Origin of the sequence: Rhizobium sp. NPDC092011 (assembly GCF_044756305.1) — a bacterium.
GTDB lineage: Bacteria > Pseudomonadota > Alphaproteobacteria > Rhizobiales > Rhizobiaceae > Rhizobium.
Genome location: NZ_JBIVSO010000006.1, coordinates 81,471 through 94,155, shown reverse-complemented (window position 1 = coordinate 94,155; position 12,685 = coordinate 81,471). Strand labels below are relative to the sequence as shown.

At 60.6% G+C, this 12,685-nt stretch carries 12 protein-coding genes; 4 read left to right on the top strand and 8 right to left on the bottom strand.

Translation table 11 applies throughout. The features are described from left to right. Positions 1 to 58 precede the first annotated feature (58 nt). Together ACIQJ2_RS23240 and ACIQJ2_RS23235 are read left to right on the top strand one after the other, a co-directional pair. Positions 59 to 2,347, top strand: a complete 2,289-nt coding sequence (locus ACIQJ2_RS23240) for an NADP-dependent malic enzyme (protein WP_400673271.1) — start codon at positions 59 to 61, stop codon at positions 2,345 to 2,347. Between the two features lie 69 nt (positions 2,348 to 2,416). Further along, positions 2,417 to 3,826, top strand: a complete 1,410-nt coding sequence (locus tag ACIQJ2_RS23235) for an adenylate/guanylate cyclase domain-containing protein (RefSeq protein ID WP_400673273.1) — start codon at positions 2,417 to 2,419, stop codon at positions 3,824 to 3,826. Between the two features lie 23 nt (positions 3,827 to 3,849). Here ACIQJ2_RS23235 and ACIQJ2_RS23230 read toward each other — a convergent pair whose 3' ends face one another. The 5 genes from ACIQJ2_RS23230 to ACIQJ2_RS23210 all read right to left on the bottom strand — a co-directional run bounded on the left by ACIQJ2_RS23230 (position 3,850) and on the right by ACIQJ2_RS23210 (position 9,785). Beyond that, positions 3,850 to 4,728 carry a GNAT family N-acetyltransferase gene (locus tag ACIQJ2_RS23230; RefSeq protein ID WP_199144606.1) on the bottom strand — a complete coding sequence of 293 codons (879 nt, stop codon included), beginning with the start codon at positions 4,726 to 4,728 and terminating at the stop codon, positions 3,850 to 3,852. Positions 4,729 to 4,956: 228 nt separating this feature from the next. Further along, on the bottom strand, positions 4,957 to 7,230 hold the full coding sequence (locus tag ACIQJ2_RS23225; protein ID WP_400673275.1) for a hybrid sensor histidine kinase/response regulator: 2,274 nt from the start codon (positions 7,228 to 7,230) through the stop codon (positions 4,957 to 4,959). A gap of 55 nt (positions 7,231 to 7,285) precedes the next feature. Then, a complete protein-coding gene (lspA, locus tag ACIQJ2_RS23220; RefSeq protein ID WP_400673277.1) occupies positions 7,286 to 7,804 on the bottom strand; it encodes a signal peptidase II in 519 nt (172 codons plus the stop codon). Continuing rightward, positions 7,801 to 8,661 carry a TrmH family RNA methyltransferase gene (locus tag ACIQJ2_RS23215; protein WP_400673279.1) on the bottom strand — a complete coding sequence of 287 codons (861 nt, stop codon included), beginning with the start codon at positions 8,659 to 8,661 and terminating at the stop codon, positions 7,801 to 7,803. Before ACIQJ2_RS23215 ends, lspA begins: the two co-directional genes overlap by 4 nt. Then, entirely contained in the window at positions 8,658 to 9,785 is a 1,128-nt protein-coding gene (locus tag ACIQJ2_RS23210) for a class I SAM-dependent methyltransferase (protein ID WP_400673427.1), read from the bottom strand. The genes ACIQJ2_RS23215 and ACIQJ2_RS23210 overlap by 4 nt, the downstream gene beginning before the upstream one ends. A gap of 115 nt (positions 9,786 to 9,900) precedes the next feature. Between ACIQJ2_RS23210 and ACIQJ2_RS23205 the strand changes: the two genes are divergently transcribed. Both ACIQJ2_RS23205 and ACIQJ2_RS23200 read left to right on the top strand, forming a co-directional pair. Then, positions 9,901 to 10,353, top strand: a complete 453-nt coding sequence (locus tag ACIQJ2_RS23205) for a carbon monoxide dehydrogenase subunit G (protein WP_400673281.1) — start codon at positions 9,901 to 9,903, stop codon at positions 10,351 to 10,353. A gap of 36 nt (positions 10,354 to 10,389) precedes the next feature. Next, a complete protein-coding gene (locus ACIQJ2_RS23200) occupies positions 10,390 to 10,848 on the top strand; it encodes a GNAT family N-acetyltransferase (protein WP_400673284.1) in 459 nt (152 codons plus the stop codon). On the opposite strand, the gene ACIQJ2_RS23195 is transcribed toward ACIQJ2_RS23200, so the two are convergent. The 3 genes from ACIQJ2_RS23195 to sppA all read right to left on the bottom strand — a co-directional run bounded on the left by ACIQJ2_RS23195 (position 10,840) and on the right by sppA (position 12,640). Then, positions 10,840 to 11,172, bottom strand: coding sequence for a LapA family protein (locus ACIQJ2_RS23195; protein WP_400673286.1), 333 nt, complete (start codon positions 11,170 to 11,172; stop codon positions 10,840 to 10,842). The two genes, ACIQJ2_RS23200 and ACIQJ2_RS23195, sit on opposite strands and share 9 nt — an antisense overlap. A gap of 175 nt (positions 11,173 to 11,347) precedes the next feature. After that, complete coding sequence (locus tag ACIQJ2_RS23190) at positions 11,348 to 11,656, bottom strand: integration host factor subunit beta (protein ID WP_092843188.1); 309 nt, start codon at positions 11,654 to 11,656, stop codon at positions 11,348 to 11,350. A 27-nt stretch (positions 11,657 to 11,683) separates the two neighbouring features. Then, complete coding sequence (gene sppA / locus ACIQJ2_RS23185) at positions 11,684 to 12,640, bottom strand: signal peptide peptidase SppA (protein WP_400673429.1); 957 nt, start codon at positions 12,638 to 12,640, stop codon at positions 11,684 to 11,686. Positions 12,641 to 12,685 lie beyond the last annotated feature (45 nt).

The window sequence follows — 12,685 nt, the reverse complement described above, 5'->3', positions numbered from 1 at the left end:
GAAGACAACAGCTATCGGGCAAGAGGGACCGGTCGCCCACAGGAGGTTTGGAGGAACAATGGCTGACAGCAAGAGCAAATCGCGTCCGGGAACGGGGATCACGGATCAGGAAGCACTGGACTTCCACAAGCAAGGCCGCCCCGGCAAGCTTGAGATCAACCCAACCAAGCCCATGGCGACGCAACGCGATCTTTCCCTTGCCTACTCACCCGGCGTTGCCGTTCCGGTGAAGGCGATCGCGGCCGATCCCGCCACGGCTTACGACTACACGTCGCGTGGAAACATGGTCGCTGTCATCTCGAACGGCACGGCCATTCTCGGCCTCGGCAATCTCGGCGCTCTGGCTTCCAAGCCGGTCATGGAAGGCAAGGCCGTTCTCTTCAAGCGCTTTGCCGACGTCGATTCGATCGATCTCGAAATCGACACGGAAAATGTCGACGAATTCATCAACTGCGTGCGCTATCTCGGCCCCTCCTTCGGCGGCATCAATCTTGAGGATATCAAAGCGCCGGACTGTTTCATCATCGAACAGCGGCTGCGCGAGCTCATGGATATCCCGGTCTTCCATGACGACCAGCATGGCACGGCGATCATCGCGGCTGCAGGCCTCATCAACGCGCTCGAACTGACGGGCCGCGACCTCAAGACCACCAAGCTCGTGTGCAACGGTGCGGGTGCCGCGGCCATCGCCTGCGTCGAGCTGATCAAGGCGATGGGCTTCAACCCGGAAAACATCATTCTCTGCGACACCAAGGGCGTGATCTATCAGGGCCGCAGCGAAGGCATGAACCAATGGAAGTCGGCACACGCTGTCAAGACCGACAGGCGCACGCTGGCCGAAGCGATGAAGGGCGCCGATGTCGTGTTCGGCCTGTCGCAGAAGGATGCCTTCTCGGAAGATATGATTCGTTCGATGGCGGACAAGCCGATCATCTTCGCCATGGCCAATCCCGACCCGGAAATCACGCCTGAGGAAGTCGCCCGCATCCGCGACGATGCGATCATGGCGACGGGGCGCTCGGACTATCCGAACCAGGTCAACAACGTCCTTGGCTTCCCCTATATCTTCCGCGGTGCACTCGACGTGCGCGCCACCACCATTAACGACGAGATGAAGATTGCCGCCGTCAACGCACTGGCGAGTCTTGCCCGCGAAGACGTGCCTGATGATGTGGTCGCCGCCTATCAAGGCGCGCGCCCGCGTTTCGGCCCGCAATACATCATCCCCGTGCCATTCGACCCGCGCCTCATCTCGGCCATTCCGGTAGCCGTCGCCAAGGCCGCGATCGAAAGCGGCGTCGCCCAGCGCGAAATGCCTGACATGGACGCCTATGCCCGCGAGCTTTCAGCCCGGCGCGATCCGATCGCCTCGACGCTGTCGCAGCTTTACGAGCGTGTGCGCCGTCATCAGAAGCGCATCGTCTTCGCCGAGGCGGAAGAAGAGCAAGTCATGCGCGCCGCCCTTTCCTATGCCAATCAGGGCCTCGGCACTGCGATCCTGCTCGGCCGCGAGGACTTGATCCATTCCACCGCCGAGCGCGCCGGCATCGATCTCAATCGCCCCGGCCTCGAAATCGTCAACGCCCGCATTTCCAAGCGGGTCGACACCTATATCGACTATCTCTATGCCCGGCTGCAACGCCAGGGCTATCTGCACCGCGACGTCACGCGCCTGATCCACAACGACCGCAATCACTTCGCCGCCTGCATGGTCGCCTTGGGAGACGCCGACGGCATGGTGACGGGCGTGACGCGCAACTATTCGACAGCGCTCGAAGATGTGCGCCGCTGCATCGACGCCAAGCCGGGGCATCGGGTCATCGGCGTATCGATCGTGCTTGCCCGCGGCCGTACAGTCTTTGTCGCGGACACCGCCGTGCATGACATGCCGACGGCCGAGGAGTTGGCGGAGATCGCGGAAGAGGCAGCCGGCTTCGCCCGTCGCATGGGTTACGAGCCGCGCGTCGCCATGCTTGCCTACTCCACCTTCGGCCATCCCTCGGGCGAGCGTTCGGAGCGGGTGCGCGAGGCAGTCGGCATCCTCGACAAGCGCCATGTGAACTTCGAGTTCGACGGCGAAATGTCGGCTGACGTAGCGCTGAACCGCAAGATCATGGAGAGTCTCTATCCATTCTCGCGGCTTTCCGGGCCAGCTAACGTGCTCATCATGCCGGCATTCCACTCGGCGGCGATCTCCACCAAGATGCTACAGGAGCTTGGCGGCTCCACGGTCATCGGGCCGCTTCTCGTCGGCCTCGACAAGCCGGTGCAGATCACGTCGATGGGCGCCAAGGATTCCGATATCGTCAACATGGCTGCCATTGCCGCCTATGGTGCCGGTGCCTAACCCCCGCTGGAGAGCCGGCGGCCGAATAAAGATGATGGCTGCCTTGTGAAATAGGTGTAGGATGGGGGTATGAGTGAAGCTCAGCCCCTGTTCACAGCGCTGCGCCATTCTGCGCAGCCTGAAATAGCCGACGCAATCGAGCGGTTGGTGCTGGAGGCACCGGACCGCAAGCTTAATCGTGTGAATGCGCTCGCCTTTGCCGCCGAGCACGGTTTCGACGAAGAGCAAACCATCAGCGCTTTCCTGCATACCGCACGCCTGGGCTTATTCGAGATGTCCTGGAATGTGTTGTGTCCGGGATGCGGCGGCGTGCTGGATGCCAATACGTCGCTGCGAACCGTCCAGAGCGAGACTTACAATTGTACTTTGTGCGCGGCCGGTTACGAGCCGACGCTCGACGAGATGGTCGAGGTCACCTTCACGATCAGCCCGCGAATACGCCATATCTGCGCCCACAACCCACATGACCTGACGCCTTTGGAATATTTTCGCCAGGTCTACTGGAGTTCGGGCGTCGATCTTCCCGACGAAGGCTATCAGGAAAAAGTCGACCAGTTCATCATAGAAACGCTGGAACTGCCGGCGGGCGAAAAAGCCGTCGTGTCGCTGCAGCTGCCGGCCGAATTCGTCATCATCTTCGAACCGGTGACCCATAGTGCGCAGTTCATCGATGTGAAGGGCGAACCGTCGAAAGAGCGACAGAACCTGTCACTCGTATTCGATCGCCTGCATCGGCTCAGCGATGCGGTGGAGCTCAAACCCGGCCCGTTGCGCATCGTCATAGAAAACCACACCGAAGTTCGCACCCTGCCTTCCGTGTGCATCGCCAATGACGCGCTTCATACGTTGCTCAGTCGCCGCAGGCCATTTCTGACCGCCAAGCGACTGCTCTCCAACCAGACCTTCCGCGACATATATCGAACCGACACGATCGCCATCAATCAAAGGCTTAAGATCGCCAGCCTCACCTTTCTGTTCACCGATCTGCGCGGTTCGACGGAGCTATACGAGAGGGTCGGTGACCTCGCGGCCTTCGACCTCGTCAAAACCCACTTCAGTATCCTGCATGAAATCGTCGGGGCGGAAGCTGGCGCGGTCGTCAAAACCATCGGTGACGCCGTGATGGCCACGTTCCCCACCCCGGACCGGGCGCTGGCCGCAGCGATGCGGATGCGCGATGCCATGTCGACCCTCAACAAGGAGCGCGGCAACGACGATCTCCTTCTGAAAATCGGCATCCACGAAGGACCGTGCATCGCGGTCAGCCTCAACGAGCGACAGGACTATTTCGGGCAAACGGTCAATATCGCCTCGCGCGTCCAGCATCTGGCGACCTCAAGCGAGATATTCGCAACAAGTTCGGTGTTGGAAAATATCCGCGCCGCCGAACTGTTGACGATACGGGGCCTGAAGCCGCAATCGCATCATGTCTCGCTGCGCGGCATCACCAACGCGATCGATATTTTTGCGATTCCCTGAGACGTCGTAACGCCTTAGCGACCTCAGCTTGCGAAGCGACCCGCGTCCGCGCCGTAATAATTGACGTAGCGATCGGAAATGCTGGCGATCGGCAGGACGATCAGGACGTCGGTCGTGTTGAATGCCTGATCGACGACGGCAGTGGAACCGACCATGGCGCCGAGTCGCAGATAGCCCTTGATCAGCGGCGGCAGCGCCATCAACGCCTTCTTCGGGTTGACCGCTTCGACCGGCATCAGATCCATGGTGCGGGCGAGCGACGGCAGAGCGCCGACGGCCCACTCATCCTTGGCGACGACATTGTGATAGAGGAAAGACAAGGCCAGCGCATGCTGTTCCGGTAGAACGCCGGGGAACGAGGCGCAGCCGAACATGGCGCTCATGCCATGCTTCAGCGCATAGGCCCAATTGCCCTGCCACAGCAGCTCGACGGTGCGCTTGTTGCGATAGTCCGGCAGCACGCAGGAGCGGCCGAGCTCCATGAAGCGCTTTTCGGGATGACGCGCCAACAGCGCATCGATGTCGAATTCCGAGGAGGAATAGAAGCCGCCATTTGCCATGGCCACTTCCTGACGCAGCAGGCGATAGGTGCCGACGATCTGGTCTTCCGGATCGCCCTCGAGCGAACGGTCCAAGACCAGAAGGTGATCGCAAATCGCGTCCCAGCTATCGATATCACGCTGCCGACGCATGGCGTCGGCCGGAAGCTGCGCGTTCATCTCTTCGACGAAAACACGATAGCGAACTGCCTGAGCGGCATCGATTTCGCGCGCCGTGCGGGCAAGGCGCGTTTCTAGATTTCCGATGCGTCCAAGCACATCGCTGGCAACCGGTTCGACCGTTGCCTTTGAAGACTGAACCATTTCGCCCTGAGCTTCGCGATTCAAGATTTCGATGGACATGGCGACTCTCCCCCTGCGGGCCGATATAGCGCCATAAACCAAATTCGTGCGACAGGAAAGTGACACGCGGCTTGGCTAAAAGCAAGAAGCGTGCCCGTTGCAAACTTTCGAATGAACGAACCGTCCCCAGTTTAGCGTTGCGATAGCCACTGGTTGAACGTGATGCGGGCTCACCATCAAGCGTTGGTGAGCCCGCATCGCAATCTCGACACGAAAATGGAAGAGCCTCTACACGGCGCGTTCGAAAGCAAGCCGGGACAGGTTCTGGACGGTCGTCATCAACCGCTCGGGATCGACTGGTTTGACGATGACGGCATCGGCTCCCGCAAGCAGTGCCTGCCGGCGGATCGAATCTCGGCTGTCGGCGGTCAACACGATGATCGGCAGCGCCGGTAGTCCCTGTCGGCGTTCCTGTGCACGCAATTGCGCAAGTACGGCAGCGCCGGTGCCGCCTGGCATGTTGAAATCAGTAACGATCACATTCGGCCTGGCTTCTGCATTCTGCGCGCGGGTGCGAAGCCCATCGAAATCCTCGACCAGACGAACCCGGTGACCGGCCTTGGCAAGCATGGCGCGAACCAGCATGCCGTTCACCGGATCGTCCTCGCCCAGCAGGATCTCAAGCACGGGATCGTCTGCCTCGGGCGTCGTAATGCCGATCTCAGAGACGCCGTCGAGCATCATATCGCGCTTTTCCATGCCCCGCATACGACCGCTCAGTACATCGATCAGCGATTGCTCCCGCAGCGGCCGTATGAGCCAGGCATCGAAGAGATCGAGAGGATGCGTATTGCGCTCTTCAGGATTGACGAGGAAAACCTTGCGCAATGTCGATATCGCCAGTTCATGCCCTTCTCGGAAGTAGAGCGGCGCCATGCGATGATCGACGATAAGATCGGTCCACGGTCTAACCGCGCCGTCCTCGGAGGATTGCATCAGGACATGGATGTCGTCGGCACCGATCAGACGGCAATTGCCACCAAGTGTGCCAATGGTCTGGGCGATCGCCGTGCTTGCCGGCCCCTCCGGCGCCAGCAGCAGCACATGCGCACCCTTGAGCATGGTTTCGCGCCGGCTGGCTCCAGCCTCATCGTCAACCAGACCGATAGGAAAGCTGATGGTGAACTCGGTGCCCTTGCCGCGTTCGCTGGCAACCTTGAGCCGGCCACCGAACTCGCGCAATATGCGCGCGGAGATCGCGAGCCCGAGCCCGGTACCCGCACTTCTTTCGACGATGGTGCCGGCCTGCTCGAACTCACCGAAAACGCGAGCCTGCTCCTCTTCCGTCATGCCCGGGCCGGTATCCTGAACGGATATCGACAGGTCGCTTCCCTGTAGGCCGGCGCGAACGAGTACGCCGCCGGTCTGGGTGAACTTCACCGCATTGCCGAGGACATTGAACAGGACCTGGCGCAGCCGCGCAGGATCGAATTCCATCGCTTCGGGCACATCGGCTGCGACGGTCGCGGCAATTTCGATGCCCTTTTCATGGGCGCGATGCGCAAGCATCTCGACGACACCTTCGAGCAGCGGTCGTAACGCTTCCTTGCGCGGATGCAGCTGGAAGCGGCCCACTTCGATCGTGGAAAAATCGAGGAGATCTTCGACCAATTGCACCAGCGCGTGGCCCGATTGGCGGATGCCCGTGAGGTAATTGGCCTGCTCCAGCGTCAATGGCGTCTGGGCAAGCAGGTGATTCATGCCGAGAATGCCCGAGAGAGGCGTGCGGATCTCATGGCTGACGGTCGCCAGCAGCCTGGATTTCGCGGCGCTGTTATATTCGGCCTTCAGCCTGGCATCTTCGCGATTGCGGGCCGTCTGTCGCTCTTCCGTGACGTCGCGAGCGACGCTTTGTATGCACAGCTGGCCGCTCGACGGATCGCGGAATATGACATCGTGCCAGGCAAAGATGCGGCGGCCCTCTGGCGTCTCGATCTCCGCGTCCTGATGCTTGGCATCGGTGACGGCGCGGAAGACGAGGCCGGTCTCTTCCAGCGTCAAACCCTCGGGATTGGATTTTCCCGTCAGCTTGCGGAAGGTGGCATTGGCATCGAGAATCTGTCGATCGATGCTGCGGATGACAGTGATGTCGCCCAGCGCATCATGAATGGTGGCAAGCAGAATATTGCTTTCCCGGCGCTCCCAAAGACGATCGTGATCGCTCTCGCTGAGATCGGTAACAACAGCGTCAGGTTCGGCAGCCGTCTTCCATGCCGCGAGAAAGCCGCCGACTGCCAGTGCAAACGCCACGAGGCCGAGAACTCCAGCCAGCATGAGCGGACCTCCGGCAAATCCTATCGCAAGAAGCACGATACCGGCAATCAGACCGCCGCCATTCAGCCAATGGCGCTCCAACCAGCGCGCCTGCGCCGGGCGCCGTTCGGCCTCATGCGGCGCGCCCGCAAGGGGATGTCCGTTCGCGGTCAGCCCCTCGATCGATGTCGTTTCGCCACCTGTTACGCCAGTGGCAGGCTTTTCCTGCATGTTTGCCAGAGTGCTCATGCAATCTGGCTAGCATGGGCACCGTTCCCGATGCCTTCAGGGATTCGCTAGAATTTTAAGCTTTGGCCTTTTTCGGCATCAGAAGCTCATCGAGAATGACGCAAGCCGCGCCCACGGTGATGAAACTGTCCGCGAGGTTGAACACCGCGAAAGACCAGGTCTGCGTGTGAAAGAGGATGTAGTCGATCACATGACCGTAGAGGAAGCGGTCGATCAGGTTTCCGAGCGCCCCGGCGATGATCAGCGCGAAGCCCAGATGGGCCAGCCACCGATAATTTGGGGTATGCCGCCAGAGCCAAAGCACGAAGGCGACGATGATGAGGCGCATGCCAACGATGAACCATCCATCCATGCCCGACAGCATCGAGAAGGCGACGCCGAGATTGTAGGTGCGATAAAGCGCCAGCATCGGAGCGACCGGCACCATCTCCTGCAACGGCAACCAATGGTCCACCGCGATCTTGACGGCCTGATCGAGAACGACGGCGATGACGATGAAGATCAGGATCGGCAAGGGCCGGGAAAACAGGGCCGCTTTTGCAGGCGGCTGCGGGTTGGTCTGGCTCTCGGTCATCGGCTCTCGCTAAGGGTCAGGATATGGCGGCGGGCTTCGAACAGCATGACTGCCGTCGCAACTGCCAGATTGAGGCTGTCGGCGCGGCCGGCCTGTGGAATGCGGGCAAGCGCATCGGCTTCCTTCGCCAGGACATCAGGCAGGCCGGATTGCTCGTTGCCCATCAGGATGACGACAGGCTTCCTCTTGTAATCGATGGTGCGGTAGTCGACGGCGCCGGCCAGATGCGTGGCGACGACGGAGACATCGGCCTTCTTCTTCCAGGCGAGAAACTCTTCCGGCGTCGCCTTGACGACAGGCATGGCAAATACCGAGCCCATGGTGGCACGCACGGTTTCCAGGGAAAACGGGTCGGTGGTTTCTCCGACGAGGATAACGCCGGAAGCACCTGCCGCATCGGCGGTGCGGATGATCGTGCCGAGATTGCCGGGATCGCGCACGCGGTCGAGCGCCACCCAGGTCTCACCCGTCTTCGGCTTGACGTCTTTAAGCTGCCGCCAGCGCTGTTCGAAGACGCCGACCACCATCTGCGGATTGTCGCGACGGGTGATCGAGCCGATGACCTTTTCGCTGACCTCGAGCACCAGTCCGCCGGCGGCGACCGTCTTAGCGGCGACCTGCTCGACAAGCGGCTTGCCCTTGGCGGCCTTGGCGTAAACCAGCGTGCGGATCGTCCATCCGAGCTCGAGCGCATCGATGACGAGCTTCAGCCCTTCGGCGAGAAAGGCACCGCTTTCCTCGCGGGACTTCTTGACCGTCAGCGCCTTGATATCCTTGACGATCGGATTGGCAAGCGAGGTGACCTCCTTGACCTGTCCGACCTTGCGCGGGCCGTCACTACGGAAATCCTGGTTCATTTCGGCACCCAGCGGCTGAAGAGAGAAGTGGAAAGCGCCCGGCCTGGCGTGCGCCCGTCGAGGCCGGCCTCGCGGATGACCAGTTCGCCGGATTCGACGACGCCGCCGGCCCCGCGCATCGTCTCGCGCATCAGCTCATGGATCGAGTAGAAGCTGGCGCGGATGGAATAGGCGGTCAGCACGAGACCAAGCGCCTTCGGCGACAGGATTTCGCGGCAGATATCGAGCATAAGCGGCAGGTGCTCGAACAGATGCCAGACCTCGCCATTCGGGCCGCGGCCGAATTTCGGTGGGTCGGTGAGGATGATATCGTATTTGTTGCCGCGCCGCTCCTCGCGCAGGATGAACTTCATGGCATCCTCGCAGATCCAGCGGATCGGCAGCTTCTCCATGCGGCCCAGCGCCTGATTTTCGCGCGCCCAGCCGATCGCCTTCTTGGAGGCGTCGACATGCGTCACTTCCGCGCCGGCAGCGGCTGCCACCAGCGAAGCGACGCCGGTGTAACCGAAGAGGTTGAGGACCTTGAGCGGCCTTTTTGCCGTCTCGACCTGTTCCTTCATCCAGGCCCAATGGACGATCTGCTCGGGAAAGACGCCGACATGGCGAAACGCGGTGAAGCGGCCGAGAAAATCGACGCCAAGCAGCTGCAACGGCCAGGTCTCACCCAGCGCTTCGCGGGGGAAGCGCCAGCGGCCCATGCCGTCCTCGTCCGTGTCGCCGGTGAAGATCGCCTCGGCATTGTCCCACACATGCGAGGCAAGCGTCGGCGGCCACAGCGCCTGCGCTTCCGGGCGGACGATCCGATACGGTCCGTATTGCTCAAGCTTCAGGCCATTGCCGCTGTCGATGAGGTGAAAATCTCCGGCGCCGAGCGACTCGAGGATAACCGGCACGCGCTCAGGCGGCCGCTCACCGTTTCTGACGATCAGCGGACGCTCGGGCGCCGCGGCTGCAGGCGCAGCGACGCGCGGCTCGGCTGTTCGCTCGCTATGATCGCGTGAAGGCTTGGCCGGCCTTGAGGCATGCGCGGGCTTCGCCGGCGGCTTGCCGGGCATGTCACGCCGGGGTTTTGCCCCGAGACCGCCCGCGGCTTTCTGGCCGGGCCGGCTTTCCCTATGTTTCACCATGCTTGTCTCGAAATTGATATGTGCGTGCAAATAGCATCTGGCCGCCACTTGGCAAAGCGCTTTCCGATCTGCGATGATCCATGCACAAAATGTCACATTGGGAGGATTGCGCATGGATATGACCGGCGAAGAGCGGATCGCAGCACCCAGGGACGCCGTGTGGGCGGCATTGAACGATCCCGAGATCCTCAAGCAATGCATTCCCGGCTGTCAAAGCCTGGAGAGGGTTTCTCCGACGGAATTGACCGCAACCGTCAAGCTCAAGATCGGCCCGGTATCCGCGTCCTTCAACGGTGAGGTCAAGCTTTCCAACATCAACGCGCCGGAAAGCTACACGATATCGGGCGAGGGAAAGGGCGGCATTGCCGGCTTTGCCAAGGGCGGCGCAGATGTCGTGCTGAGGGAGGATGGCGACGAAACGATCCTGCAATATGAAGCCAAGGCGCAGGTGGGCGGCAAGATCGCGCAGCTCGGTTCGCGGCTGGTCGATTCCAGCGCGAAAAAGCTCGCACAGCAGTTTTTTGCCGATTTCACCGCCGCGATAAACGGCCAGGCCAACGCCTGATTGCCGCAACGGCGTTTCGCGTCCATATTGAGAATCATGACATCGAAATCTGACATCTGGTCCATCCGGCCAGCACGCGAAGAGGATATGCAGCGCCTTGCGGAGATTTATCTCGGCGTTCGGCGCGAAACGTTCTTCTGGGTCGATCCCGACCACTTCACCCTTGAGGATTTCGCCGTTCACAGCAATGGAGAGCGCCTGCTCGTCTGCGAAGATGAGCACGGCGTTATCGCGGGATTTGCGGCAGTCTGGGAGCCGGACGACTTCATTCACATGCTGTATATTCTGCCGGCCTTTCAGGGGCACGGCGCAGGCAAGGCGCTGCTTGCTGCCCTGCCCGATTGGCCGACACGTCGCTACAGGCTGAAATGTCTGGTCAGAAATGCGCGCGCGATATCCTTTTATCAGACGCTCGGCTTCGAGATCATCGGCAACGGCGCTTCGCCGGAGGGCGATTACAAAGAGATGCGGCTCGCCGAATTCAGCTCACTTTGACGGGAGCTGGCCGGCGATCTGTTCGGCGCGGGTTCGGTGCTTGTCGGCCTCCGCCTGCCAGCGCACGGCTTCCTGCGTCTGATTGCGGGCACGCTTGCGATGCTTTCCCTGGTTGAACCAGGTCACAGCCGCTCCGACGACCATGCCGAGGATCAGCGCCACGAACACCAATACGAACAGCGGCGCGTTCAGCGACAGCACCTGATCGTCCGGCTTGAAAGGATTGAGCGCGAGTGTCACTGATTGCCGGTTGGCAACGCAGAATATGATCAGAACGATGCCGAGCGGCAGCAATATCAGCAGATTGACGATCTTCTTGGCCATTGCGCAGCTCCTTATATTCGCGAGCACGCTTGCGCCTGCAAACGTGCCGTCCTCAGCCGCAGAATAGAAAAGAGGCTGATGAATTCAAGTGCCACTGCGTCGCGGCACAATCGTGTCGAAGGGCATGGGCATGTCCGAAGGGGCATGGCTGGAAAATTTGGGCCGCGCCGACCGATCAATTGTCGTCTTCTTCCTCATCGCCGGCGCCTGGATTCAGCCGCTCGCGCAGCTCCTTGCCGGTTTTGAAGAAGGGGACCCATTTTTCCTCGACAAACACCGTGTCGCCCGTACGAGGGTTGCGGCCAGATCGCGAAGGCCGGTTCTTGACGGAGAAGGCACCGAAGCCGCGAAGTTCGACCCGGTTTCCGGCTGCGAGCGCATCGGTGATCTCATCGAGGACAGCGTTGACGATATTTTCGACGTCGCGGTGATAGAGATGCGGGTTGCGGGCGGCAACAATCTGCACCAATTCCGATTTGATCACGGCTACCCCCTTTAAATCATTGATTTATTAATCGGCTGCACCCTGCCAAACAGAAAGCAGGCCGTCAAGAAACAACTTTTCTGTCATGATCTTCTGGAGAGCGTCTCCTTTTATAAAAGGATCATAACCGAGCATGTTTAGCAACCGGGAAGCAGCAGCCGGCCAAAAGAAGGATGAGCTCCTGTCCTCGGGCTTCCAATCGACGATCGGCAGGTCCTTCTTGACCTTGCGCGTTTCGAGGTATGTGCGGATTTCGTCTTCGCCGCCGAGGGTGTCGATCAACTTGTCTTGAAGCGCCTGCCGGCCCGTAAATATGCTGCCATCGGCGAGCTTAAGCACCTGTTCGCGCGGCAGTTTGCGGCGATCCGCGACGAGGTCGACAAACCAGCCATAGCTGTCCATGACCATGTTGCGGATCATGTTCTTGGCGTCTTCGCTGGCCGGATGGAAGGGCGACGGTTCGGCCTTGAGCGGTGCCGACTTGATCTCGTCGAGGGAAACGCCGACCTTGTCGAGCAGATCCTTCACCTGCGGGTACTGAAAGATGACGCCGATCGATCCGGTGATCGACGTATCCCCCGCGACAATATCATCGCCGGCGGCTGCGATCATGTAACCGGCCGAAGCGGCGACCGTACGGATGTCGGAAACGACAGGCTTGTTGGCCGCGACGGCGCGGATCGCCTTGAAGATGCGCTCGCCGCCATACGTCGTGCCGCCGGTCGACGAGATGGAAACGATCAGCGCCTTAACCTGGTCGTTGTCGCGGATCTTCTTCAGCCGCTCGAGAAGTTCGGGGTCGTCCTGGATGAGCCCGGAAATCGTAACGCGGGCGATTTGCGGCCCGCGCGTATCCGGCAGGTCGCTCGCAAAGAACCGATAGAGCGCAAAACCAAGCCCCACGAGCAGCAAAACTGCAATAATGCGCCAGAAACCCAGCTTGCGGCGTAATTGTCGCCGATCCGCGATTGCAGAACTGTCCATCACGCCTTATTTCTCCCTGAAACAAACTGAATGCGATACCAACAG